The organism is Alteromonas sp. AWJ4_199 (genome assembly GCF_056159165.1).
The window spans coordinates 531,955-556,880 of the sequence record NZ_JBSWUR010000001.1 but is presented as its reverse complement, the minus strand read 5'-3'; the positions used below and the strand labels follow the sequence as shown (position 1 = coordinate 556,880).

Here is a 24,926-nt window from a genome sequence, read left to right as displayed (position 1 = left end):
TAGAAGTGTAAGCAACACTTCTTTATAAAAAATCACACTTTTTTGATGGAATCGCGAATAATTAGGTGGGGCTTAACTAAATAGGTTTCGGATTCACTGACTTCATTGCCTTCGATATGAGCAATGATTTTACGTGCTGCGATAGCTGCCATATCGCCAACAGGACGTTGAACAGTGGTAAGGGCAGGGATCACGCGAGCGGCGAGCAAGTTGTCGTCGAACCCTGCGACGGAAAGCTCGTCTGGCACGGTAATGCCCATTTCGTGGGCCACTTTTAACACACCTGCCGCCATTTCATCGTTGTTCGCAAAAATAGCTTTAACTCGTGGCGACTGAATAAGTAATTGACGTGCGCATTCTATACCGCTTTCGAAGCTGTTTTTACCTTCAATCACTCTGTTTTTAGGAACATCGACTCCCAAACCGTTAAGCGTTTCAACAAAACCTTCCAAACGCTCTTTTGAGGAATAGTACTGTTGTGGACCACTTATAATACCGATGTCTTTATGGCCCAGTGATACCATATAACGGGCTAAGTCGCTGAGCGCAGCTCTGTCGTCACTCACTACGATATTTTGGTGGTCATCTAAATCTATTGACGCCATTCGCACATAGTTAATGCTTTTTTGCTGCAGTGCGTCTGCTAAAAGCTTAGACTCGGATACCGGTGGCAGTATGATAACACCATCAATGTTTGAACGACGTACAAAATTGACGCAGTCTTCTACGAAGCCTTCTGCATTATAGCGGCAAGGGTGGACGACTAATTCGTAGCCCTTTTGAGAACATATGCTTAGCACGCCTCTTTGAACTTGGTCGATATACAAGGCATCTGGGTTGTCATAAATCAAGCCTATCAAATAAGAGCGGCTAGTACTTAAACCACGCGCTTGCTTGTCGGGGGCAAAGCCCGTTTCTTGAATGACAGCTTCAATGCGCTCACGTGTTGCTTTACCAACATTGGTCGCGCCGTTAATAACACGCGACACGGTACGCTTTGATACCCCTGCCAAGGCTGCAACATCATTGATAGTCGGGCGCTTGTTCATAATTCTCTGTTTTTCCGCGCTATTATGTCATTGTTTGTGATACTACCACACAAACTAGGGCAGTATGCTGTTGTTACTCAAAAGTAAAAGCTTGTGTGGTCAAACTACGACTGACCACACCTTTCAGTCTCCATAATTCTACCTTATTAAAATCCAAGTGCACGTGGTAGCGCTTCACTGAACCAAGCAACATATGTGACTAACATGAGAACCACGAACATAGCCACATACAAAGGAATGAGCGGTCGAATGATGTTCTCAAGTTTGGTTTTAGCAATAGCACAGGTAATAAAAAGTACCGCACCTACGGGGGGGGAGCATAATCCAATAGATAGGTTGAGTACTAGCATGATGCCAAACTGCAACTCGCTCATACCAAGCTCTAGCGCCACTGGTAAAAATATGGGCGTAAAAATAAGTACGGCAGGTGTCATATCCAAGAATGCACCAACCACAATGAGTAACAAGTTGATAAGAAGAAGGATGAGTAATGGGTTATCGCTTATCGATAACAGTGCATTACTTAAAGTTTGCGGGATATTTTCAAACGATAAAAGCCATGACATCGCGGTTGAAGCCGCGATAAGCAGCATTACAATTGCTGTTGTTTCTGCCGCTTTCAAGAATATGTCGGGTAAGGTTTTCACTTCTACTTCTTTATAAAACACCACGGCTAATAGCAAAGAGTAAACCACCGCAATGGCTCCCGCTTCAGTCGCGGTAAAAATCCCGCCGACAATACCGCCAATCACTAAAAATATAAGAAATAGAGAGGGAAGTGCGGCAACAGTTTTTTCGACAACCACTTTTAAAGGAAGTCGTGGCGACAGCGGGTATCCCTTCATTTTTGCGTAGACAAAGCACACCAGCATTAGCGATAGACCCACCATGATGCCTGGAATATAGCCAGCCATAAAAAGGGCTGCGATGGATACGCCTCCACTGGCGATAGCGTATACAATTAGGATATTGCTTGGCGGAATTAACATACCTGTAGTTGATGCAGCGGCAGTGACTGCGGCACTAAAATTCGGTTCGTAGCCCGCTTTTTTCATTTCAGGTAACATGAAGCTGCCAATAGCTGATGTGGTCGCTACAGCAGACCCTGAGATTGCACCAAACAGCATGCAGGAAACCACGTTAACCAAAGCTAAACCACCGGGAAGGGCACCAATAAGCGCCATTGCGCACTCAATTAACCGCTTGGCTATTCCGCCGCGTCCCATGATAAGTCCAGATAAAACAAAAAACGGGATAGCCAATAGTGCAAAGCTATTCAGGCCACCAGCCATACGCTGCGCAATGGTGATAGTAGCAGGAGCAATATCCATACTCATTAGCATAGCAAGTAACGTGGCGACTCCAATACTGATTGAAATTGGCACATTTAAAAGAAGGAGTACGAAAAAAGCGACGACTAAGATAATACCTGTCAGTTCCATTACGCTGATTCCTTATTGTTTCGCCAAAGCGTTGTAATGTTTACCAGTGCGTAGGCAATTATCAGACCACCAGACAGGGGAAGCACGCTATAAATAAGGCCCATTTTAATGCCAAGTGCCGCCGAGATTTGTTCCAATTCTAAGGTGAGAGATACAAGCTCGGAGCCGCCGTATACCATCACTAAAACACAAAAAATAATGACGATAATTTCGACGCAGGTGAGCAAAAGGCATTTCACTTTACGTGACTGACGCTCAACAATCAGGTTGAAGCCTAAATGTGCGTTTTGACGATACGCATAAGCCGCACCTAAAATACCAATCCAAATAAGTATGAACCTAGACAATTCTTCGGTGATTGAAGCGGGGTCTTTAAGTACGTAACGTGAGACCACTTGCCAAATCACGGTAAGTAAAATACTTACCATGGCAACTATAAGTGTGCCGGCTAAGGCTTTATCTATAAGGCGTATAATTGTCATTGTTACATCGCCTTTATTTGCGTGATTAAATCGCCAATAGGCGTGCCTTCAAAGCTTTTGTGAAAAGGCTTAACCGCTTCAACGAAAGGCCCTTTGTCAGGCGTAATAACTGTGACGCCTTCGGCTTTTACCTTTTCTAAAGATGCTTGGGTAGATGTTTTCCAAAGCTCGCGTTGGTATTCAACCGAGTCTTCCATAGCCTTGGTTAACCACGTTTGTTGCTGTTCATTCAAACCTTCCCACACCGGTAGGGATGCCAACATGACATCTGGCACGCTCGTATGCTCATCAAGACTGTAATACCGCGCAATTTCATAATGACGAGAGAGGTAGTAGCTAGGTGGGTTATTCTCAGCACCATCCACAACTCCTTGCTGAAGCGCAGTGTACAGCTCTCCCCAGGAAACGGGCGTCGCTGCTCCACCCAGTGCGCGAACCGTAGCTACCGCAGTGGGACTATTTAGCACGCGAATTTTTAGCCCGTTCAGATCGCTTGGTGTCTCTATAGGTTTGTCGTTGGTATAAAAGCTACGGCTTCCCGCATCGTAATAGCCGAGACCTTTTAGTCGAAAATCTTCAATACCAGATAGCAATTGGTCGCCCAAGTCACTGTTTAATACTCGCCAAAAATGATCATTATCGCGAAAAATGTAAGGAACACTGAATATCTTCATTTCAGGAGCAAACCCTTCTAGGGGGCTTGCCGACACCTTCGTCATAGCGAGTGAGCCAATCTGCAACAGTTCTACCATTTCTCGCTCGGTTCCCAGCTGACTGCTCGGATAAATAACCACACTCATTGTACCGTCAGAATAGTAATCGAGTCGCTCTCCAAGGTATTCCATTGCCTTATGCACAGAGTGTTGCGTGTCCAACGTATGCCCCAAACGCAATACGGTTACCTCGCCTTGCAATTCATTTTGCGAACACGCCCCTGTTAGCAATAGCGCAGTAGCAGACAGTGTGAGTTTTATATACCGCAACATAATTATTACACCTAATTTAGAGCAGGGCTGCTTAACGCAACTGTGAAGGCGGAAACTTATCCATATCATCGTAATCCAGGTTTTCACCTGCCATTCCCCAGATAAACGCATAGCTTCCTGTACCCACACCACAGTGAATTGACCAAGGTGGCGATACCACAGCTTCTTCATTCGCAATGAAAATGTGGCGGGTCTCCTGTGGTTCACCCATGAAGTGACATACTCTGCTTTCGCTGTCCATATCGAAGTAAAAGTACACTTCATTGCGTCTGTCATGTTGATGGGCTGGCATAGTGTTCCAGACAGAACCGGTATGCAGTCGCGTCAGTCCCATCTGAAGCTGACAGGTATCAACAACAGTATTGATAAGCAATTGTTTAATATCGCGCTGATTTGACGTTTCTTGGCTACCTAAATGGAGAACATTTGCGTCTGCACTACCTATTTTTTTGCATGGATAGGCGTGATGAGCCGGCGCTGAATTCAAATAGTATTTGGCGGGATTAGAGGCGTTGTCTGACTCAAATATCACTTCTTCATTGCCTTGGCCGATATATAGGGCTTCTTCGTTATCTAAATGGTAAGTCGTGCCTGAAACGGTAATGGTGCCCGGACCGCCGATGTTTATTACACCTACTTCGCGACGAGCGGTAAAGAAGGGCATTTTTAACTGATCTTCAATGGTTTCTAGCGTCAATGGACTCGTTGTAGGCACGGCGCTTCCAAGCATAAAGCGTTCGTAATGGGTGTATATCCATACGACTTTGCCCTCTGTCATTAGGGTGTCGACCAAAAAAGCGTCGCGCAGTTCTTGCGTATTGTAAGCGTTGGCCTCTTTACGGCCGATGGCGTATCGTGTGTCTATTTTTTCGTTCATGACTTTTTCCCATTCATCATTGTTTTGCTGCTCAAGGCTATTTGTTTGCTCAGGGCTGTTTTATCGCTCGGGGCTATTTGTTTGCTCAAGGCTGTTTTATCGCTCAGGGCTGTGACCCTTGTTAGTCACTAGCGTGCTAAAAAGCCGCCGTCGACCGCAAGGATATGGCCGTTAACATAATTACTTGCTGCGCTCGCAAGAAATACTGCTGCCCCTGCTAAATCGTCGCTTTCTCCCCAGCGGTTAGCTGGAATGCGTGCACAAATTTCAGCACTGCGTTTTTCATTATCTTGCAGCGCTTGGGTGTTATCGGTTTTGATATAACCTGGGGCAATAGCGTTTACCTGGACATTGTGCTGTCCCCATTCATTCGCCAGCGCTTTTGTTAATCCGGCAATGGCATGTTTGCTCGCAGTGTAGGCAGGAACAGTAATACCGCCCGTGTAACTCAACATTGAGGCAATGTTGATGATCTTGCCTTGCTCGCGCTCTACCATCTTCTTACCAATAGCTTGGCTAAGTAGGAATGCTGAATCGATGTTGACCGCAAGTACGTTTCTCCATTCGTCAAAAGGATAGTCGGTGGCGGGCGCTCTGAAGATAGTGCCACCGTTATTGAGCAGGATGTCGATATGACCTTTAACGCTCAACGCATCTTCGGCAAGTTTAAGCACAGTGTTGGCGTCGGCTAGGTCACCATCTAGTGCCATTGCTTGCCCGCCTTCACGTTGAATTTTATGCAGTGTTTCGTCACAGCCACCAGCTCGAGAGCTAGCGCAGATGACGAATGCGCCAGAAGTGGCGAGTGCTAAGGCAAGCGCTTGACCTATACCTCTGCTCGCGCCTGTCACTAATGCTGTCTTACCTTCTAGGCTGAAATTGACCATGTAATTCACCTCTACCATCTGCGTTATCAAATGCCTGACTTTCATCGACATACTAATTTGAAATATCTCGTTAACAAAATTTAAAATAATTGCCACCGGTGGCATTTGTCAATATATTGTTTACAAATATCGTAAATTAGTTCAGCGCGTTAACAACCAATGGAGAGCATAAAAGTGATTAAATTTAGTAAGATAGGTCTAATTTTGGTGCCATTATTGGCAAGTTGCTCACAAGGGGATATAAATTCGGCTTTGTCTGTTAAGGTGAAAAATTCGGCAGACGGTGGTAGCGGCGATCAAATTTTTGAAGTATCTCTGCCCCCGCAATATTCGGGGTGGAAGTTAAAGCAATATCCGTCAGAATGGATTGAGAATAGCGAAGGGCAAGCGGTGTTACTAGGTGCAGCATCTATTGCGCCAGGAAGTAGTGTGTCATTGGAACTTATGCCACCTGAGCAAGCTACGAATGTTAACCTCCAAGACCGGGCGCACGCTGAACTTTCCGTAAGAACAGGAGGAGAGTGGCAAGACGCAGTATATAGCGCTCAGGGTTTTTCTTTTGAAGAAGTTACCTCATTCACATCGCCTCCGCAATTGACCGATCATTCTTACTTTTTACGTTACGAAGGACCAGGCTGGGAGTCTGATCAAATGGGCTATCGCCTTTATCTAGATTGGCGCAACGCAATAGATGTCTTCGTGAAAACTGATGACAGTGTAGTGTTACCCGAAGTTGGGCAAGACGGCTATGATAGCTATCACACTTTATCTTCGTGGGGCGGAGACGCGCTTAAAGTTGGCAAATCGTTGGGAGTGGGTGCACTAGGTCGATTATTAGAACAAGAAACCCAAGACTCCTCAACGCAGACAGTCATGCATTTTCAGCATGTAGAGACTACGCAATACCAATTGGTATCGAATTCTCAGTTGCGGGCTGAGTTCGAGGTTAGCTACAAAGGGTGGACATCGTCTTATGCGAAAGAGGACAGCATCGACGTTACCACGCACTATCGAATTGATGCGTTCGACCCAACGACCCATATCAGTGTTTCTGTATCAGAGCCTTCGGATAATATTGTCGCAGGTTTAGTGGCACATGATGGAATGCAGGTGATTAAAGCCGAGCACGGCGATTGGGGCGTGATAGCTACTTGGGGAGCTCAAAGTATCTTGGCAGATAATGACGACTTAGGATTGGCCCTTGTTTACCGGCTAGATCAGGCCGAAAAGGTACTTGAGGGTGAACATGACCACCTTGTGTTGTTTAAACCTTCAACCGCTTTTGACTATAAAATTCTTGCGGTTTGGCCCAAGCGAAGCACCGATATACAAACTGCCAAGCAATTCGAAGATTATTTGGTTAATAAATTAAAAATGTATAGTCATCCGCTTACCATTTTAAATTAAGCGGCATTGCTCAATTTGGCGAGTAGAATATTGTTTTATGCTGTGGCCTGATGATCTTTGATGCAGGGCAAAGATCAACAGGCTCTAGGTCCGTTTAATCGTTATGGTGTATTTTTGTGTTTTTGCCTTCTTCGTACATTTCTTTTTAATATCTTCCGTAACGTTCTTTAACTATCTCGACATTGATTTTTCAAGTATTGAGTCGAGTTAAACCTCTTAGATAGCCCCATGAAACAAATAATTCATAAACTGACTAAGTGGACCACTCTTTCTTAATTGAACATTCAATAACCCTAAGCACTGCGCCGCCTTCGTGTACGTTTACTCTCCTTTCCCTCTTACTTTCAGGTTGTTGTGTCAAAAATCTTTCATGTTGGAGTCAATAACTTGTCACCCAAGTGTAATAAATCTTATCCACACTCTTTGTCCGCTAAGACCATTTAACGAGGTAAGCCATCTGCTCTCCTCATCTCTAATTATAAAACAAGTATAAGCAAGGAACCGTAATGAAAAGCGAAACTCTTCGTGGAATTAAGTATTCAGCGATTGCACTAGCAGTAACACTTGGCATGTCTGCCTGCTCACTAGAGGGTGATGATGGTGAAGACGGCGTTCAGGGTCCAGTGGGTGAACAAGGCCCAACAGGCGAACAGGGACCTGTGGGTGAGCAGGGCCCAGAAGGTACTACAGCAGGCACGCTTACTCGTATTGCGACTGTTCCTCTTGGCGCAGAAGTAACGGGTATTTTCCTCACTGATGAAGGCGACCTGTTTTTCAACGTACAGCATCCATCTGGTACGAATGCAGCAACGACAAGTGTTAACGACATGCCTATCAATACAGGTACTGTGGGTGTGCTAGCAGGCGCTAACTTCAATAATCTGCCGGTTACGCTACCAAATTCTCCAGTACCAAGCTCTGACGAAGAAAAAGAGCTAGTGGTGTCTGCTATCGGTCAATACCAAGTACTAGGTCAAACCGGTGATACTTTCGGTACTGATCTTCCTGAAGGTTTGGGCCACATCTACACACTCGATGGCGAAGAGTTAGTTCTTGAAAACGATATGCCTGACTTTAACGGCTTTATTTCAACTGCCGAAGGCGAAGGGTATCTTTTCTCTAACTGGGAAGAACTACCTGGCGGTATGAGCCGCATGAAAGTAGAAAAAGACGAATTTGGCATGTGGGAAGTAACAGAAGCCATGATGCTCGACTTCTCACCAGTGTGGGGCACGGCAGCAAACTGTTTCGGCTCAATGTCACCTTGGGGTACGCCGCTTACCTCTGAAGAGTGGGTGGTTGATTCTGCAGTAGACACCACAACGTCACCTAACTGGAATAACCCAGAAGCAGTATCTACAGATTCACGCTTGGGTCGCATGTGGCAAATGACGGCACCTGATGCGCCAAACCCTTATAACTATGGTTATATTGCAGAAGTAACAGAGCCGTTGGCTGATGAGCCAGTGATTGTTAAGCACTTCACGATGGGCCGTTATGAGCATGAAAATTCAACAGTAATGCCTGATGGAAAAACGGTTTATCTTTCTCAAGATGACACCGGCGGCGTGCTATTTAAGTTTGTTGCAGACACGGCAGAAGACTTATCTGCAGGTACGCTTTACGGCGCTAAACTAACTCAAGATGCAGGGCAAAATGACCCAGCAACAACAGGGTTTGCTGTTGAGTGGGTTGAGCTAGCCAGTGGCGATAATATGACTATTCGCGCATGGATTGACGAGTACAACGGTATTGGTACTGACGATTACGTAGATGGTCAAAGCTCTTACATCACAATGGCAGACGTTCAAGCGTGGGCAGATGGTGATGCAACTTACCCAACGGTTGAAGAGGGCGGTTCAAGCGTTACAGCCGGTGAGCCAATGGATGACCGCGTTGCATTCCTAGAAAGTCGTGCGGCTGCCCGTCTTAAAGGCGCAACGGCAGAGTGGAGAAAGCTAGAAGGTATCTCTATTAACCAAAAACGCGCGCAAGAAGCCGTAGAAGGCGTTGATACCATTGAAGGTGAAGTTGTCGAAAATGCATACCTTTACATTGGCATTGCAGATATCGACAACACAATGATTGATGATGAAGGCGATATGCAGCTTTCTGCCCGCGTTAAAGATTGTGGTGGTGTTTATCGCGCCAAGCTGGAAGAAGGCTACAACATTTCTCGCATCGAACCTGTAGTGATGGGCGGTACGTATCGTTCAAGCTTAACCGGCGCAGAGCGTTGTGACGTTGAGCAGCTTTCTCAACCAGATAACGTTGTAGTTATGAACGACGGCCGTATTCTTATCGGTGAAGACGGTTTCCAAGAGAACAACACGCTGTGGATGTATGAACCAGCAGATAAGTAAGTTTTCTCTTTAATTTAAAATACGCCGGGTGTTTACACACCCGGCTTTTTCCGTTGTGACCATTATGAAAATACTAAAAATAACTTCAGGTGTAGGCATTCTGCTTTCACTATTTATCAGTGCAGGGTGCACTGAAAGCACAAATGCTGATTTAAACAATCAATCAAATACCGGCATAAGCACAAGTACTCACTCTGTGAATGGGAAAGGGCCTTCATCAGAGCTGACAAACGTCGACAATGTGCACTCTTACCCTTATCAAGAAGGGGACGATATTCCTGCTCTGGCATACATTGAACACAATGAAGTATATAACCCAGAATCGGTGATCCCTCCCCAGTGCTATACCAAAACAGAAGGCGTAAATAACCCTTGTTACGCATGTCACCAAAGTTACGATTCGATAGAAAAGCGCCCTAACCAAATGGGTGATGGTACATTGCAAGGTAACTATGAATTTTCCGATGTGGGGCTAACAAACAGCTGGAAGAATCTGTTTATTGACCGTACATCGCTTATAGCGGGTATTGACGATGCCACAATTAAAAAATACGTAGAACAAGACAACTACACCGCTTCGCTTAGAAAAGACGCCATGCCAGAGTACATGCGTATTGAAAACTTGAGCGCCGCTGACAAAGCCTTTGATGACGACGGTTTTGCTAAAGATGGCAGCGGATGGGTGTCATATAACTACAAACCTTTCCCAAGTACTTTCTGGCCGACCAACGGGTCAACCGGTGATGCCATGATCAGGCTTCCTGAAAGCTTTCAAACACTGAATGGTGAATACAATCAGGCCGTTTATACATTGAACTTAAGCCTAGTTGAAATGGCGGTCAAAGAGCTAGACACATTAACAGTAGCACCAGTCGATGAATTAGCGCTGAACCTTGATGTGAACAACGACGGTAAACTTACAAAATTAGCGACTGAAATGGCGCGTTCGTCGCATTATGTTGGCGATGCGAGTGCAGTTCCGCTTGCCCATATGCTTTACCCCGAAGGTACCGAATTCTTGCACACTGTGCGTTACATTGGCGTGGATGAAAACGGAAATATTTACAATGCGCCGCGGATGAAAGAAGTGCGCTACATGAAAAAGCATATGTTCAGAAGCCGCGAAAGCTTAGCTTCTGCCTATTATGCCGAGGCAAAAGATAAGCATTTTGAGAAGTTGCCCCAAACCCGCTATTTGGGTGAAAAAGGAATAGACAACGGCTTTGGCTGGACAATTAACGGCTTCATCGAAGATGAGCAGGGCGAGCTTCGCGCACAGCACGACCAAGAGCTAGCGTTTTGTAACGGCTGTCATAAAACGGTAGGGTCAACGTTTGACCAAACATTTTCATTTGCCCGTAAAGTGCCTGGCGATGCAGGGTGGGGGTATATTGATTTGCGTGCCATCGAAGATGTACCAAATATCAACGAGGAAAAAGGCGAATTCGTCACCTACATGGAGCGTGTAGGTGGTGGCGATGAGTTTCGTCAAAACGGAGAAATGCTGGCCAAATGGTTTGATGAAAAAGGCATGGTCAAGGTGGAAGAAGTGCAACGTGCCAAGTCAGTGTATGACATCATTACTCCTTCACCAGAGCGCGCTTATGCGCTAAATAAAGCTTACTTGACCATAGTGAAAGAACAAAGTTATCTGTTTGGTCGCGATGCGACACTGACTGAAGCGACTAACGTGTTAAGCACTATTGATGTTGAACAGCCACCACTTAAACCTGAACATAGGTTTAAGTGGGATATGCGACTTAACTGGCAACAAGAAAAGCCAAGCGCCATAGCAGAAGCGCGTCAACACTAACCATTAGTAAATGCTTACAGGCGTAAAGTTTGATATCGACCAGTTGCTGCGCTCGCGAGCTCTGTATTGTTCGCGAGCATCTAATTCGAGTGCTTTGCTGCTAATGAAAGTTATCAGAAGAAGTATCGCTTAAGCTGAAGTGCTTAGAAGGCCAGATTCTTTCTCTGGGGAATGAAAGGATGTGAACGCGATATTGTTATGAGCGTTCGTTACCATTCGCTTCTCGGCCGGAGCCCCTGATTTGTATTCACCTTCCTGCTGGGGGAGGTGCTTGACCTTAATGCCGTTTTGCTTGAAATCAGCATTAATAAAGCCTTGGTCTGCATACGCGTTCAATACATTGATACATGGGTAAAAGCCCCATTTCGAGTGAAAACGCTGAGCATTATGAACAAAGTCTAAAAGGTGATTCACTGGACATTGATAATTAGGGCGGTGTGGTGCAAAGGTTCGCGTGGGTAATTGCTCTAACGAGAACCCTAATACTCTACAGTTAGTGAAGAAATCTTCGTCGTTTAGTCCGAAACCCGCGTAGCCTTCATCGAAGCCGCCGGTTTTCTGAAAGTCTGCCTTACGAATAAAAAACACTGTAGAACAAATACTATCGTCACTAAACTTTCCATGATTAATTTCCTGATCTCTTGAAGGTATTTCGTTATTGTCATTTTCGGGTAACGTGTCGTCATTGCTTGCTAAATAACCGATTTCTTTCTCATCTTTTGAAATTTTTCGGTAGGGCTTACTACAGCGCTCGTTGGGCAGAAATACCACTGATGTGAACACTACGGTGTTGTCACGAAGTGCAAGCAAGCCATCCTTAAAAAGCGATGGGGCAATAACTGCATCTACGTTTAAATAAACTAAATTCGCGTGCTTGGCCGCTGACATACCCTTGTTGCGCGCTTTCGCTATCGGAAGCGCATCTTGATTTACAAATTTGTGAACAATGTCGAATTTCTCACTCTGTATAAGTGACAAATCAGAAGGAGGTGCCATCCAAACAATGACTAGTTCATCTGGCGTTGGAGAGCATTGCTCTAACTGAGTAATCAAATTAGTCAGCTTCTCAGTCCTGCTTTTAACAATAGTTACTGCACTTATTGGTGAACGCATACTCTTCCTCCCTTTCTAATTTGTTGAACTTGTAATAACGAGAACACGATACGTTTAACGTTATACTTTCGTATAAGCAAAGAGTATTCCTGTTTTTTTAAGTTGTTGTTTATAAAATATAACTTTTATTTCAGGAGTTTGTTTTTGAGAATTTCTAGCAATGGTTGGGCATCAAGGTAAGCAAGAGGTGCAAAGGGAGAGAAAAATTTACAAACGAATGTATTCAGGCAAATAGCGTTTTTTATTTTAATTATTTTGGTGGTAGGTATGTTCTGATTTTCAGATTAACATCATTCTTTGTTTCATAACTCTCTTTTACTGAGCATCTAGCGCGTAATAGCTTTGCCGCTCCTCCATATTTTGGTATGCTTGAGTTGTAGGATAAACATTACAATTCAATAGTTTAAATATTCCTACAAATTTTGCTTAACACGTTTTCTTTAGAGTGGGTGAAATATCATATTATTGGTTATTACGCACTCAGAGTGCAGGTAAATCTTCAGCCTTACTTATAACGTATTAATTTCTGAACTTCGTATTTTTTCTGGTGGACAAAGGCTGTGGAATCACAATCGTCTGTATTCATTCGACATTATGACAAGCAATCATTAAAGCTTGTTGATGTCATATCTGGTATCTCACCGAATGCTATGCGTAGAGTATTTGGTGGCTGGATATTTTTCGCTGCTGTTGTTGGCGTTATTGTAAGTGTAGCACCAGATTTGAGCGCTCAATTTATCGGTTTAACGCTTTTCGTTCTTGTTGCTTTTACACTCGTAATGTTTGGTCAGAGCAGAATAACGGAAGGCTGGCCAGCTATAATTTGTGACGATGAGTATATTGGTGTGGTACGCGACCCTGTAAAGCGAGAGTATATTTGTGTACGTTCTGCTTTAGTTAAAGACGCTAAACCTACATTAATAAAGCCCAATAAAAAAGCGGTTGAGATTGTGTTAGACAGCGAACAACTATCGGCAGAAGATCAAGAGGTGCTAAACCAAGCAGTTTGGCCTCGAGACAACAAGCTAATAGGGCTAGCACATTTTAAAAAGCGTGAAGAAGCGTGTGACAGCCTTATGTGGTGTGTCAAACACCGTAGTTAGCACTCTTTAGATTTACAGCCTTGAGATTAGTGTTAATCCGTGACTAGCGCTAGCTCGGTAAATAGCGGGTAGTGATCTGAGCCTATGCTTTCAAGCTTCTCTATATTGACCAATGCAAAGTGTTTCGAGTGAAATACGTGGTCTAATGGCCATTTCACTAAAGGATATTTCGCGTGAAATGTATTAAAAAAACCGCGCCCCTCTCGTGGGTCTAAAAGTCCGCTTATTTTCTTGAATTTTCTGGTAGTAGGTGACCAAGCCACATCGTTAAGATCGCCAGCGACGACAATAGGACCCTCTGTTTCAGCTATTTCTTCCCCCACAACCGTAAGTTCTACGTCTCTGGGCTTCGCATACGTGTTTTCTGTTGGGCTTGGTGGTTTTGGATGAAGAAAATATAGCGTGACATCTTGTCCGTGGTGATTGATTTTCACTTTCATAGACGGCACATCTTCTTCTATTAGAAATCGCAATGAGACCTCTTCAAAGGGAAGCTTACTATAAAGATGCATACCGTAGAGGTTTTCGAGTGGGCAAAATTTACGATATGGGTATTCAGACTCAATTTCACTGATGCCTTTCTGCCACTTCTCATTAGATTCCAACGTTACGAGAAAATCAGGTTGCTTATTACGTACATGTTCAATGAGCTTGCGAAAATCGTCATTGGGCATATACACATTGCTTGATAAAACACTTAGCTTTTGGCTCGCGTTCTCAACCTCGACGTGCCTAACTTCTCTTTTATACAGAGGGGTATAAGGAATGATCCAGATAATCTGATAAATAAGGCTTACTGTTAATCCAGCTACAATAATTATTGCTAGGCTATCAATCTTTGCGTAATAGCCTAACTCAAAAATATGCCCGGCAATTAACAGAGCAATTATCGCTGCTATTTGTAGTCGCGGAAATTCCCACACTCTTATTAACCAATGAGAAGAAGGAAGCAAAGGGGCCCAGCTTACGGCTATAAATAAGACTGAAACAGCAGTAAGTGCAGTATCCATGTCTGGTTGGTCCTTTAGTTTAATAAACGAAGAACGCTTCACCTACTAACTCGGCCTGCAAAATTAAATTGATGATTATAGCCAGTGAAGCGATACGAATCGTTATAGCTACGGCTGCTTTGTGAAAATAGTTTAACCTAGGCATCACTGCAACTAGGCAGCGGCCTACGGCGAAAAGTTATCTCCTAGTACAATCGATAGGAGCTTTTCTGACGTGAAGTTGACGAGTTTTGGGCATGAACAAAATTAAGTAAAAAGTTCTCAAACAAAGGCAAAGTTTGCAAAACAAAACTTACTTTATTAGTCCTAAATTTTAATATTTATCATTAAAAACAGTGTTTTATTTTGTTGGCAAGGAATTGGCATGACTATCTTCGAGTTTCGACAAAGGAGAAATGTTATGAAACGTTCACTTATTTCTATTATTGTTGCTACAACTTTGACCACAGCTGCATATGCAGGTGACATGGGCACTGACAGCACAGAAAATAAATGGGAAAAAGGCGCCAAAGATGCATGGATTGATGGCAAAGCAGAAGCAACGCTGTTGTTCAATGGTAACCTTGATTCATTCGACATTAACACTGACGTTAAAAACGGAAATGTTGTTCTTACTGGTAAAGTTGAGAACTCTGTTGATAAAAAGCTAGCGGAAGAGCTAGTGGCGAATATTGACGGTGTAACGTCTGTAGATAACAAGCTAACTGTTGTCTCTGACGAAGATATGGATGGCGATATGTCAGATGACATGGAAGACACGGTTGACGAAGGTACAAGCGAGTTGACTGACGCTAAAATCGCCACAGTAATCAAAACACGTCTTCTTATGGATACTGACATTTCAGGTTTTGACATTGATGTTGACGTAGAAAACGGTGTAGTAATGCTGACTGGTGAAGTTGATTCTGATGCAGAGCGTGACTTGGCAGTAGAAATTGCTAAAAATGCTTCTGATGTCAAAGATGTAGAGAGCAACTTGCGTGTAGTAACTGAAACCGCAATGAACTAAAGGTTCTTTTCATCATTTTCATAAAAAAAGGGGCGCTCGCCCCTTTTTCTTATCAAATATTAACCAAGCATATAATAGTCGAAGTCAATGCTTCTATTCTTCGTTAAGAGTACTACTTGGCCAATTTCAGATTGGAGCTCTTTGCGACATTCAGTGCAACAATCAAAAACAAATTAGAATTCATAGATAGTAATATCAGTTCCATTTTGCTTACTACAATGCGCTTTATGTTCACGTACTTGTTCTGATCCCAAATAAGCATATGCACCGCAGACGTCAAAACTACAATGTTCAAATCACGTTAAATTTCAACAATTTTCCATTCGTTTAAATCAAAAATTTCATCTGAAATTACTCCAATATTAGCAAGACCCGAAGCGAGAATTAATGTAAGAGACATTAAAACGGGCTTCATCCATGGGATAATTGAAACGTCAAATAACCACAAGGCAGTAGGCATTGTCTTTGTTTTAGACATTTAAACCTTTTGGCAGACAAACGCTTACCGATACACCTCATACTTAAGTCAATATTACTGGTAAGTCCTGTTAAGGGGGAAATATTGCATTTTGTAATGCCAATTTAACTATCTTACAAACCAATTGACAAAAGTAATGAAGTCTCTGAGTAGATTGCCTTCGAGAGGGAGGAGGATTTGTATTATTGCTGTTTTTATTACTGATTTCATTGTCTTCTAATACTTATGTCTATTTCCACGGCAATATTTAGCGCGAAAAATGAACTTTTTGGTAATACCAAATATGCGCTGAACACTTTATTCTTCATCCACTGGCGATTTTGAAGTCGTTTTTACAAATTTTTTTTGGATAGGCTGCTTTGATTGAACCCGAAGGAAAGACACGGAAAATTTCTCTTAAAGTGTGTAGAAAATTCTTTCAATACATTTTGCAGTAGTGGTCTTGTTTCATATCTTCCTGAAATACAAAGAAAAAAGTTGTGGTATAGAAGCTGCAATTACAAACTACACAGTAATTAAAATTAGCGCATTGTTTGGCTTACCTTAACTTTTTAGCGCTAAGTTTTTTAATTAGATTATGAGCAGTTCACAGTTGGTCAAGGAGTGAGGCATGAACATTTTAAAGTGGGTTTATTCAGCTATTGTTGTTTCAGTTGTCATAGCACTAATCGGCATGTTTGGGCAGGGTAAGCTTTCCATTAGCCAAGCAACGGCCGATGACGCTGAACGCTCTGTTCACGCCGATATTGTTAAAGTTGAAAAGACATTATCACTTGTTGAGTTTGATTTATCCAAAAAGGCGCATTTGCTTAGAAAAACACGCTTAGACTTTTATGTAAAGCAGGCAAAACAAGCTGACTTAAGAGGATGGAAGTTTAAACGAGACGAGTTTGTTGAACGCGCTGAAAACATCCTTAGTCACCACCTTAAGCAATATACGAACGATATAGCTCAAGAGACAGAGACCTACACTGCACAGGCAATCTAGCCTAAACAGTATTAACAAAAACGCCCCTTACATCATAAAGGTATAAGGGGCGTTTTTAGTTTCCAAATCTATTCAAATTTCAGGCAAAAAAAAGCGAAGCTCAAGCTTCGCTTTCAATATTCGTTTCAGGCTATTCAACTTCTACAATTTTCAAAGTGTTAGTTGCGCCTACTTTTTCCATTTCATCGCCATAGGTAAGGATGATGCTGTCACCGCTTTTCACTAAGCCTTTGTCTTTTAGCGAAGCAATAACATCGTACTTTAATTTGCCTGGTTCGCTGTTAGATGAGTCAAAGTAAACTGGCTTCACACCACGACACAATGCCATAGTGTTAAGCGTGGATTCGTGACGAGACATGGCAATTATTGGTAGTGACGTAGTAATACGAGACATCAATGTTGGCGTAGTACCACTTTCAGTTAAACCTACAATGGCTTTAACGCTTGGCAGGTGGTTCGCTGCATACACAGCTGAAAGTGCAATTGATTCGCTCGTTGATGAAAACTTCTGATCCATGCGGTGCTTAGAAATTTTAACGCTTGGATGAGTTTCTGCGCCTTCACAAACACGGGCCATTGCTGCAACCGTCTCGATAGGGAAGTTACCCGCAGCGGTTTCAGCTGAAAGCATAACCGCGTCAGTGCCATCTAATACGGCGTTTGCAACGTCCATTACTTCTGCACGTGTCGGCATTGGGCTATCAATCATCGACTCCATCATTTGAGTCGCTGTGATAACAACTTTGTTCAGTTGACGAGAGCGGGCAATTAACTTCTTCTGAACGCCAACAAGTTCTGCGTCGCCAATTTCTACACCCAAATCACCACGAGCTACCATTACAGCATCAGAGGCTACGATAATATCGTCCATAGCTTCGTCAGAAGCGACGGTTTCAGCACGTTCAACCTTTGCACAAATTTTCGCGTAGCAGCCTGCTGCTTCAGCAAGTTCTCGCGCGTAGTTTAAATCTGCGCCGCTTCGTGGGAATGACACTGCAAGGTAATCGACACCGATTTTTGCTGCAGTTTTAATGTCTTCTTTGTCTTTGTCAGTAAGTGCATCTGCTGAAAGGCCACCGCCTTGACGATTAATGCCTTTGTTGTTTGAAAGTTTACCACCAACGGTGACTTCAGTAACAACTTTGCGTCCTTCAACACCCGTTACACGAAGCTGAATGCGACCATCGTCAAGAAGAAGGATATCGCCAGCAGATACGTCGTCAGGAAGCGCTTTGTAATCAATGCCTACTTGGTTGATATCGCCTTCGTCACGACCTAACTCAGCGTCTAAGACGAACTTAGCACCGATATCTAGATGAACAGCACCCTCGGCGAAACGGGCAACACGAATTTTAGGACCTTGAAGATCGCCTAAGATAGCTACGTATTTACCTAAGTTCTTTGCAGCCTGACGCACGCGTTTGGCACGCTCGATATGATCTTCAGCCTGCCCGTGAGAAAAGTTCATACGCACTGTATTCGCGCCTGCCGCTATTAGCGCCTGGATTTTTTCGAGTGAGTCTGTTGCAGGTCCTAGGGTGGCAAGAATTTTCGTTCTTCTGGTCATGTGATTCCGTCGCTGTTTCTAAGTTAGAAAAGACAAAGAGTGATAGGTATTCCACAATGGGATAATACCTGTAATCGCTTTACGTAATTTTATTACAGAATAATAGTTGAATTTGACAATAATGTGAATGAAATAAACAAAAACGCCTAACTGGCTCGACCAGTTAGGCGTTCTTCTCGGTACATTAGCCGCTAATTGCTACGACAATAAATGCGACCATGATCAAAATAATGACGATTTAATCGCCGCGTTTTTCGTATCGTGAACCCCGAAGTGTGTCTTTAACACGCTTGAGGTTTTCTCTGAACTTATTACCACGGCGCAATGTAAACCCTGTTGCCAACACGTCAATAAGGGTCAATTGCGCTATACGTGAAGCCATCGGCATATACATGTCGGTATCTTCTGGCACTTCCAATGACAACACATAGGTACACTCTTGAGCGAGAGGGCTTTCTGCCGATGTAATACCAACAACTGTTGCATCGTTCATTCGAGCGATTTGAGCGATTTCAACTAAGCTTTTAGTGCGACCAGTATGGCTTATCAAAACCACGACATCACCGGCCGAACAATTCATACAGCTCATACGCTGCATTAGGATATCTTCAAAGTACACAACAGGCACATTGAATCGGAAGAACTTGTTAAGTGCATCGTGAGCCACAGATGCCGACGCACCTAAACCGAAAAATGAAATTTTCTGAGCCTGGGTGAGTAGATCAACTACGCGATTTACCACATTGACGTTAACCGACTGACGGGCAACTTCAAGCGATGCCATAGTAGACTCAAATATCTTGTTCGTATATTCGTCAGGGCTGTCATTTTCATCGACGTGACGATTAACATATGGCGTGCCGTTAGCTAAGCTTTGCGCCAAATGAAGTTTAAAATCTGGAAAGCCTTTCGTGTCCAGTCTTCGACAGAATCGGTTAACAGTGGGCTCACTAACATCCGACATTTTAGCGAGGGTTGCTATACTCGAATGAATGGCTGTTTGTGGGTTAGCTAAAATAACTTCAGCTACCTTTTTTTCAGATTTACTGAATGCCGCTTGGTTTTGTGTGATTTTTTCTAAAATGTTCATACAGATATAGCAATTGGTTAGCACAAATTATTGTAAGGTACATCTGTAATAGTACCCAATGTGACGTCTGTGACAAGAAAAATGTAATTTTTTGACAAAATTTGTTGTTTCAAACAGGTTAAATCAGGGTAAACTGAGGGAAATAGTAAAGATTCAGATCCTATAGTTGGTTCAAGTTGTAATTTTACTACATTTGGTGTTAACTATACGGTAAAAATAGTCGTTAGTGTTGTAAATAACTGTACAATACGCCGCGCACACATACATTTAAAAGGTCGACGAATATGGTATTGGATAATTCCTACGAGCCCTGTGATTTTGTACTTTTTGGTACGCTGGGAGATCTTTCACGACGCAAGTTATTGCCTTCTTTATATCAGTTAGAAAAAGCTAACTTGATGCACCCAGACACTACGATTGTTGGTGTGGCGCGTCAGGAAATGGAGCTTGAAGCATATATTGAAGAAGTTCACGCTAACCTTATTAAGTTTGGTGAAAAGAACTTATGTGAAGAAACTTGGGAGCGCATGAAAGCGCGTTTGCATTACGCATGCGTAGACATGAAAGATGTGGAAAGTTACTGCGTTTTAGACGACCACGTTGACCCAACTCGCACCATGGTGTGTTACTTAGCTACACCGCCTGCTATTTATGGCGATATTTGTCGCGGCCTTCATAGCTGCAAAATCATCGATTCAAGCGTTCGTGTAGTGCTTGAAAAGCCAATCGGTCACGATTTGGAATCGTCGAAAGTTATCAACGAACAAGTCGCTGAATACTTTGACGAAAAACAAATATATCGTATTGACCATTACCTAGGTAAAGAAACCGTTCTTAACTTAGTGTCGCTTCGTTTTGCCAACTCTATTTTTGCCACAAACTGGGATCACAACTGTATTGACCATGTTCAAATTTCAGTTGCTGAGTCAGTAGGTATTGAGGGGCGCTGGGGTTATTTCGACGATGCGGGACAAATGCGTGACATGGTGCAAAATCACTTGTTACAAATCCTAAGCTTGGTTGCAATGGAGCCGCCTACAACGTTAGATGCAGACAGCATTCGTGATGAAAAGCTTAAAGTACTTAAAGCGCTTCGCCCTATCAATTCGTTTAACATTAACGAAAGCACGGTACGCGGTCAGTACACGTCTGGATTTGTTAAAGGCGAAGAAGTACCTGGTTACCTTGAAGAAGAAGGTGCCAATACACAGAGTAAAACTGAAACCTTTATTGCAATAAAAGCTGAAATTGACAACTGGCGTTGGGCCGGCGTGCCATTTTATCTGCGCACAGGTAAGCGTATGCCGACTAAGGTGAGTGAAGTTGTTATTTACTTCAAGCGCCAACCGCACAACCTATTTGGTGATAGCTTTAAGAATCTTCCACCTAACAAGTTGGTTATTCGTCTACAGCCTGATGAAGGTGTAGAAATCACCGTAATGAATAAAGTTCCAGGTTTAACTAGCTCAGGCTCGATGGATCTTCAAAAATCTAAGCTTAACCTCAGTTTCTCCGAAGCCTTTGCTGACGAGCGCATTCCAGATGCTTACGAAAAGCTTCTGCTTGAAGTGATGCTAGGTAACCAGGCGCTATTTGTTCGTCGTGACGAAATTGAACAAGCCTGGACATGGGTAGATTCAATTCTTGAAGCGTGGAAGCAATCAAGCGAGCCACCTGAGCCGTATCAAGCTGGTACATGGGGTCCGGTAGACTCTATTGGTCTTCTGGCCCGCGAAAATCGCAGCTGGTACGAAAGCAAGACAGGGAAGAAAAAGTAATATGGCGTTAACAACTCTATCATTTGAAACACCTGACGCGCTTACCGATGCATTTGCACAAGATTTGGTAAGTATTCTTAAAACAGGTATTAAAACTCGCGGTCGTGCGTCGCTTGTGGTGAGTGGTGGACGTACACCGCTAGCGCTTTTCAAGCAGTTAAGCGAGACCGACCTTGAGTGGGATAAGGTTGATATTACCCTTGCTGACGAACGCTGGGTTGAAGAGGGCCATGAAGCCAGCAATACTAGCCTAGTTAAAAATAATCTAATTCAAAATAAAGCCGCAGCAGCTCGTTTTATCGAACTGAAAAGCGATGTTGACGATGCAAACGAAGGGGTAAGTGCAGCTGAGTCTAATCTGGCCAGCATGTCACAGCCTTTTGACGCATTAATCCTTGGTATGGGGGAAGACGGGCACACAGCATCGCTTTTCCCTTGTTCTGAGCAAGTACTTGACGGCTTAGATATGAGCAGCGGCAGAACCTGCATTGCTGTTCAACCTACAACAGCACCTCATCAACGTATTTCATTAACGCTACCTGCGTTACTCAATAGCCGAAACATCTTTTTACACCTAACGGGTGAAAAGAAAAAGCAAGTGCTTTTAGACGCTATTGAAAATGCTACCGAAGCGCAAAAGCCCATCACTGCCGTTGTAAATAGAGCACCGGTCACTCTGATGTGGGCGCCATAGGAGACAAGAATGAATCCAAAAATTGCTGAAGTTACGCAACGAATTATCGAGCGTAGTAAAGAAACGCGTAAAGCGTATTTAGAGAAGATTGAAGACGCACGCCGTCAAGGTCCACACCGCGGTGTACTATCGTGCGGAAACCTGGCCCACGGCTTTGCTGCATGTGGTACAAGTGAAAAGGCTGACCTTCGTTCGATGACCAAAGCCAATGTGGCTATTGTGTCTGCGTACAATGACATGCTTTCTGCCCACCAGCCATATGAAACTTACCCTGCGCTTATTCGCGAAGCGGTAAAAGAAGTGGGCAGTGTAGCGCAGTTTGCCGGTGGTGTACCTGCAATGTGTGATGGTGTGACGCAAGGCCAGTCTGGTATGGACTTAAGCCTTATGAGCCGCGACAACATTGCTCAGGGCGCAGCTATTGCGCTTTCACATAACATGTTTGATAGCACCTTGATGCTGGGTATTTGCGATAAAATCGTACCTGGACTGCTAATGGGCGCACTTACGTTTGGTCACCTGCCAACGGTGTTCGTTCCAGCCGGTCCTATGCCATCAGGCTTGCCAAATAAAGAAAAAGCACGCGTTCGACAAGAATTTGCTGAAGGCAAGGTTGGTCGCGACGCACTACTTGAAGCTGAGTCTCAGTCTTATCATTCTGCTGGTACGTGTACTTTCTACGGTACAGCAAACTCAAACCAGCTTGTGGTTGAGATGATGGGTTTACACTTACCGGGCTCTTCGTTTGTAAACCCAGGTACGCCACTGCGTGATGCGTTAACAAAAGCAGCTGCGGTTCAAGCGACTCGTCTAACTGACCTTGGTGACAACTACACGCCAATTGGCCACATTGTAGATGCTAAAGCCATTGTAAATGGTCTTGTAGGTCTACTTGCAACGGGTGGTTCGACTAACCACACCATGCACCTTATCGCTGTTGCGCGCGCTGCTGGCTACATTGTTAACTGGGACGATTTCTCAGATATTTCAAATGCGGTTCCACTACTTACCCGTATTTACCCTAACGGTTCAGCAGACATTAACCACTTTGTTGCCGCTGGCGGTATGTCGTTGCTTATCAAGCAACTGCTTGACGCAGGATTACTGCACAACGATGTGAAAACTATCGTTGGCGATGGCTTGGAGCTATACACCAAAGAGCCTGTGCTAAAAGACGGCGAGCTAGAGTGGCGCGACGGCCCAACAGAATCTCTGGATAAAGAGGTATTAGCAACGGTTGATGCACCATTTAAACCTGATGGTGGTTTGAGCGTGCTTGACGGAAACTTAGGCCGCGGCGTAATCAAAACATCTGCGCTTCGTACTCCGCATTGCACTATTAAAGCGCCAGCGGTTGTGTTTGAAGATCAGTTTGAACTGGATGACGCGTTTAAATCTGGCAAGCTAGATAAAGACTGTATCGTGGTTGTTCGCTTCCAAGGGCCATCGGCCATTGGTATGCCAGAGCTTCACCGCCTAACGCCGCCGCTTGGTGTAATTCAAGACCGTGGCTTTAAAGTAGCCCTTGTTACTGACGGTCGTATGTCGGGTGCATCAGGTAAAGTACCTGCTGCTATCCACGTGACTCCAGAAGCGTATAAAGGTGGACTACTTGCTAAAGTGCAAGAAGGCGACATCATCGAGCTTAATACCGAAACAGGTGCATTAACATTACACGTTGATGATGAAACATTAGCTGCACGTGAAGCTGCGCCAGCGAGCTTGGCGAAGCATCATGTGGGTATGGGACGCGAAATGTTTGCGGGTATGCGTGCCATCCTTACTGGTGCAGAAGAAGGAGCGTGTTCACTGTTTTACACGCAGGAGCAAGCGTAATGAGCCAAAAGTTTGTGGCTGATGTTGGCGGTACCAATATTCGCGTTGCGAGAGTAACCGAGTCGGGCGTCACTGACATTAAAAAATACATGTGTAATGACTTTGCTAGCATCGATTTAGCTATTTCACAGTATTTTGAAGACACGCCAGAGCACAACTTTACCCAAGGTTGTATTGCAATTGCCTGCCCAGTGCTAGGTGACCAAGTTGTAATGACTAACCACAGCTGGGCTTTTTCTCAAAACGCTTTGCGTTCGCAGCTTAAGCTAGACGCGCTGTTTGTCATTAACGACTTCACTGCAGTGGCACATTCATTACCTGTGCTAAGCGAAGACCAAGTTGTTCAAATTGGAGAGGGCACACCAAAAGAGAACGGCAATATTGCTGTTTTTGGCCCAGGTACTGGCCTTGGCGTTGAGCATATCACTATGACTTCGACAGGTTGGCAAACATTAGACGGTGAGGGTGGTCATGTTGACTTCGCTCCTGTTGATGAAACCGATGTTGTGGTTTGGCGTCATTTGCAATCGACATTGGGGCGTGCTTCTGCTGAAGAAGTGATGTCCGGACGTGGCTTGCACAATATCTACACTGCGTTAGCTAACGATGCGTCTGCCCCTGTAGCCTTTACTGAGCCAGCGCAAATTACTGAAGCGGCGTTAAACGGAACTTGTGAGTTAGCTGAAGCAACACTGACTCAGTTTTGTCGAATCATGGGAAGCTTCGCGGGTAATATAGCGCTGAATATGGCGACTACTGGCGGTATCTTTATTGGTGGAGGTATTGCAAATCGTTTCCCTGAGTTTATTCAAAACAGCGACTTCAGAGCGCGTTTTGAAGCGAAAGGGCAAATGAAGCATTACGTTAAAGACATTCCCACCTATCTTATTGCAGAACCTGATCACGGTTTATTGGGTGCGGCTGCATATCTGAATCAAAATACAGCGAGCTAAA

Annotated in this window: 21 protein-coding genes; 10 read left to right on the top strand and 11 right to left on the bottom strand. The window is 44.0% G+C overall.

Annotation, left to right across the window (positions count from 1 at the left end):
- Positions 1 to 32 precede the first annotated feature (32 nt).
- The 6 genes from ACXAER_RS02505 to ACXAER_RS02480 all read right to left on the bottom strand — a co-directional run bounded on the left by ACXAER_RS02505 (position 33) and on the right by ACXAER_RS02480 (position 5,723).
- Positions 33 to 1,049 carry a LacI family DNA-binding transcriptional regulator gene (locus tag ACXAER_RS02505; RefSeq protein ID WP_474826280.1) on the bottom strand — a complete coding sequence of 339 codons (1,017 nt, stop codon included), beginning with the start codon at positions 1,047 to 1,049 and terminating at the stop codon, positions 33 to 35.
- A 146-nt stretch (positions 1,050 to 1,195) separates the two neighbouring features.
- Entirely contained in the window at positions 1,196 to 2,491 is a 1,296-nt protein-coding gene (locus ACXAER_RS02500) for a TRAP transporter large permease (protein ID WP_474826278.1), read from the bottom strand.
- Positions 2,491 to 2,973, bottom strand: a complete 483-nt coding sequence (locus ACXAER_RS02495) for a TRAP transporter small permease (RefSeq protein WP_474826276.1) — start codon at positions 2,971 to 2,973, stop codon at positions 2,491 to 2,493. The genes ACXAER_RS02500 and ACXAER_RS02495 overlap by 1 nt, the downstream gene beginning before the upstream one ends.
- A gap of 2 nt (positions 2,974 to 2,975) precedes the next feature.
- A complete protein-coding gene (locus ACXAER_RS02490; RefSeq protein WP_474826274.1) occupies positions 2,976 to 3,959 on the bottom strand; it encodes a TRAP transporter substrate-binding protein in 984 nt (327 codons plus the stop codon).
- A gap of 31 nt (positions 3,960 to 3,990) precedes the next feature.
- Positions 3,991 to 4,836: a 5-dehydro-4-deoxy-D-glucuronate isomerase gene (kduI, locus tag ACXAER_RS02485; protein ID WP_474826272.1), complete on the bottom strand. Its 846-nt coding sequence runs from the start codon at positions 4,834 to 4,836 to the stop codon at positions 3,991 to 3,993.
- Between the two features lie 128 nt (positions 4,837 to 4,964).
- Positions 4,965 to 5,723 carry an SDR family oxidoreductase gene (locus ACXAER_RS02480; RefSeq protein WP_474826270.1) on the bottom strand — a complete coding sequence of 253 codons (759 nt, stop codon included), beginning with the start codon at positions 5,721 to 5,723 and terminating at the stop codon, positions 4,965 to 4,967.
- Between the two features lie 174 nt (positions 5,724 to 5,897).
- Between ACXAER_RS02480 and ACXAER_RS02475 the strand changes: the two genes are divergently transcribed.
- The 3 genes from ACXAER_RS02475 (at position 5,898) to ACXAER_RS02465 (ending at position 11,306) form a co-directional block, all read left to right on the top strand.
- Complete coding sequence (locus tag ACXAER_RS02475) at positions 5,898 to 7,130, top strand: DUF4861 family protein (RefSeq protein ID WP_474826268.1); 1,233 nt, start codon at positions 5,898 to 5,900, stop codon at positions 7,128 to 7,130.
- A gap of 506 nt (positions 7,131 to 7,636) precedes the next feature.
- Positions 7,637 to 9,493, top strand: a complete 1,857-nt coding sequence (locus tag ACXAER_RS02470) for an alkaline phosphatase PhoX (protein WP_474826266.1) — start codon at positions 7,637 to 7,639, stop codon at positions 9,491 to 9,493.
- A gap of 64 nt (positions 9,494 to 9,557) precedes the next feature.
- Complete coding sequence (locus ACXAER_RS02465) at positions 9,558 to 11,306, top strand: hypothetical protein (protein WP_474826263.1); 1,749 nt, start codon at positions 9,558 to 9,560, stop codon at positions 11,304 to 11,306.
- 129 nt (positions 11,307 to 11,435) lie between these two features.
- Here the strand turns inward: ACXAER_RS02465 and ACXAER_RS02460 are convergent, their stop codons facing one another.
- Entirely contained in the window at positions 11,436 to 12,419 is a 984-nt protein-coding gene (locus ACXAER_RS02460; RefSeq protein ID WP_474826261.1) for a glycosyltransferase family 2 protein, read from the bottom strand.
- A gap of 560 nt (positions 12,420 to 12,979) precedes the next feature.
- On the opposite strand from ACXAER_RS02460, the gene ACXAER_RS02455 reads away from it, so the two are divergent.
- Positions 12,980 to 13,522: a hypothetical protein gene (locus ACXAER_RS02455; protein ID WP_474826259.1), complete on the top strand. Its 543-nt coding sequence runs from the start codon at positions 12,980 to 12,982 to the stop codon at positions 13,520 to 13,522.
- Positions 13,523 to 13,554: 32 nt separating this feature from the next.
- On the opposite strand, the gene ACXAER_RS02450 is transcribed toward ACXAER_RS02455, so the two are convergent.
- Entirely contained in the window at positions 13,555 to 14,532 is a 978-nt protein-coding gene (locus ACXAER_RS02450; protein WP_474826257.1) for an endonuclease/exonuclease/phosphatase family protein, read from the bottom strand.
- Between the two features lie 400 nt (positions 14,533 to 14,932).
- On the opposite strand from ACXAER_RS02450, the gene ACXAER_RS02445 reads away from it, so the two are divergent.
- Positions 14,933 to 15,541, top strand: coding sequence for a BON domain-containing protein (locus ACXAER_RS02445; protein ID WP_474826255.1), 609 nt, complete (start codon positions 14,933 to 14,935; stop codon positions 15,539 to 15,541).
- Between the two features lie 301 nt (positions 15,542 to 15,842).
- Here the strand turns inward: ACXAER_RS02445 and ACXAER_RS02440 are convergent, their stop codons facing one another.
- Entirely contained in the window at positions 15,843 to 16,019 is a 177-nt protein-coding gene (locus ACXAER_RS02440; RefSeq protein ID WP_474826253.1) for a hypothetical protein, read from the bottom strand.
- A 610-nt stretch (positions 16,020 to 16,629) separates the two neighbouring features.
- On the opposite strand from ACXAER_RS02440, the gene ACXAER_RS02435 reads away from it, so the two are divergent.
- Complete coding sequence (locus ACXAER_RS02435) at positions 16,630 to 17,007, top strand: hypothetical protein (protein WP_474826251.1); 378 nt, start codon at positions 16,630 to 16,632, stop codon at positions 17,005 to 17,007.
- Between the two features lie 130 nt (positions 17,008 to 17,137).
- Here ACXAER_RS02435 and pyk read toward each other — a convergent pair whose 3' ends face one another.
- Both pyk and ACXAER_RS02425 read right to left on the bottom strand, forming a co-directional pair.
- Positions 17,138 to 18,574 carry a pyruvate kinase gene (gene pyk, locus ACXAER_RS02430; RefSeq protein WP_474826249.1) on the bottom strand — a complete coding sequence of 479 codons (1,437 nt, stop codon included), beginning with the start codon at positions 18,572 to 18,574 and terminating at the stop codon, positions 17,138 to 17,140.
- A 238-nt stretch (positions 18,575 to 18,812) separates the two neighbouring features.
- Positions 18,813 to 19,664: a MurR/RpiR family transcriptional regulator gene (locus ACXAER_RS02425; protein WP_474806210.1), complete on the bottom strand. Its 852-nt coding sequence runs from the start codon at positions 19,662 to 19,664 to the stop codon at positions 18,813 to 18,815.
- A gap of 284 nt (positions 19,665 to 19,948) precedes the next feature.
- Between ACXAER_RS02425 and zwf the strand changes: the two genes are divergently transcribed.
- Genes zwf through ACXAER_RS02405 form a run of 4 tightly spaced genes read left to right on the top strand, consistent with a single transcriptional unit; the run spans position 19,949 to position 24,925 of the window.
- On the top strand, positions 19,949 to 21,442 hold the full coding sequence (zwf, locus tag ACXAER_RS02420) for a glucose-6-phosphate dehydrogenase (protein WP_458730979.1): 1,494 nt from the start codon (positions 19,949 to 19,951) through the stop codon (positions 21,440 to 21,442).
- A 1-nt stretch (position 21,443) separates the two neighbouring features.
- Positions 21,444 to 22,136, top strand: a complete 693-nt coding sequence (gene pgl, locus ACXAER_RS02415; RefSeq protein ID WP_474826246.1) for a 6-phosphogluconolactonase — start codon at positions 21,444 to 21,446, stop codon at positions 22,134 to 22,136.
- Positions 22,137 to 22,145: 9 nt separating this feature from the next.
- Positions 22,146 to 23,972 (top strand): phosphogluconate dehydratase, encoded by a 1,827-nt coding sequence (edd, locus tag ACXAER_RS02410; RefSeq protein ID WP_474826244.1) that lies wholly within the window; start codon positions 22,146 to 22,148, stop codon positions 23,970 to 23,972.
- Positions 23,972 to 24,925 (top strand): glucokinase, encoded by a 954-nt coding sequence (locus tag ACXAER_RS02405; RefSeq protein ID WP_474826242.1) that lies wholly within the window; start codon positions 23,972 to 23,974, stop codon positions 24,923 to 24,925. The genes edd and ACXAER_RS02405 overlap by 1 nt, the downstream gene beginning before the upstream one ends.
- The last annotated feature ends 1 nt before the right edge of the window (position 24,926 follow it).

What these genes read in the sequence shown, in the direction of transcription:
- ACXAER_RS02505 (WP_474826280.1), bottom strand. Translation starts at nt 1,049, where the DNA reads ATGAACAAGCGCCCGACTATCAATGATGTTGCAGCCTTGGCAGGGGTA.
- ACXAER_RS02500 (WP_474826278.1), bottom strand. Translation starts at nt 2,491, where the DNA reads ATGGAACTGACAGGTATTATCTTAGTCGTCGCTTTTTTCGTACTCCTT.
- ACXAER_RS02495 (WP_474826276.1), bottom strand. Translation starts at nt 2,973, where the DNA reads ATGACAATTATACGCCTTATAGATAAAGCCTTAGCCGGCACACTTATA.
- ACXAER_RS02490 (WP_474826274.1), bottom strand. Translation starts at nt 3,959, where the DNA reads ATGTTGCGGTATATAAAACTCACACTGTCTGCTACTGCGCTATTGCTA.
- kduI (WP_474826272.1), bottom strand. Translation starts at nt 4,836, where the DNA reads ATGAACGAAAAAATAGACACACGATACGCCATCGGCCGTAAAGAGGCC.
- ACXAER_RS02480 (WP_474826270.1), bottom strand. Translation starts at nt 5,723, where the DNA reads ATGGTCAATTTCAGCCTAGAAGGTAAGACAGCATTAGTGACAGGCGCG.
- ACXAER_RS02470 (WP_474826266.1), top strand. Translation starts at nt 7,637, where the DNA reads ATGAAAAGCGAAACTCTTCGTGGAATTAAGTATTCAGCGATTGCACTA.
- ACXAER_RS02465 (WP_474826263.1), top strand. Translation starts at nt 9,558, where the DNA reads ATGAAAATACTAAAAATAACTTCAGGTGTAGGCATTCTGCTTTCACTA.
- ACXAER_RS02460 (WP_474826261.1), bottom strand. Translation starts at nt 12,419, where the DNA reads ATGCGTTCACCAATAAGTGCAGTAACTATTGTTAAAAGCAGGACTGAG.
- ACXAER_RS02450 (WP_474826257.1), bottom strand. Translation starts at nt 14,532, where the DNA reads ATGGATACTGCACTTACTGCTGTTTCAGTCTTATTTATAGCCGTAAGC.
- ACXAER_RS02445 (WP_474826255.1), top strand. Translation starts at nt 14,933, where the DNA reads ATGAAACGTTCACTTATTTCTATTATTGTTGCTACAACTTTGACCACA.
- ACXAER_RS02440 (WP_474826253.1), bottom strand. Translation starts at nt 16,019, where the DNA reads ATGTCTAAAACAAAGACAATGCCTACTGCCTTGTGGTTATTTGACGTT.
- ACXAER_RS02435 (WP_474826251.1), top strand. Translation starts at nt 16,630, where the DNA reads ATGAACATTTTAAAGTGGGTTTATTCAGCTATTGTTGTTTCAGTTGTC.
- pyk (WP_474826249.1), bottom strand. Translation starts at nt 18,574, where the DNA reads ATGACCAGAAGAACGAAAATTCTTGCCACCCTAGGACCTGCAACAGAC.
- ACXAER_RS02425 (WP_474806210.1), bottom strand. Translation starts at nt 19,664, where the DNA reads ATGAACATTTTAGAAAAAATCACACAAAACCAAGCGGCATTCAGTAAA.
- zwf (WP_458730979.1), top strand. Translation starts at nt 19,949, where the DNA reads ATGGTATTGGATAATTCCTACGAGCCCTGTGATTTTGTACTTTTTGGT.
- pgl (WP_474826246.1), top strand. Translation starts at nt 21,444, where the DNA reads ATGGCGTTAACAACTCTATCATTTGAAACACCTGACGCGCTTACCGAT.
- edd (WP_474826244.1), top strand. Translation starts at nt 22,146, where the DNA reads ATGAATCCAAAAATTGCTGAAGTTACGCAACGAATTATCGAGCGTAGT.
- ACXAER_RS02405 (WP_474826242.1), top strand. Translation starts at nt 23,972, where the DNA reads ATGAGCCAAAAGTTTGTGGCTGATGTTGGCGGTACCAATATTCGCGTT.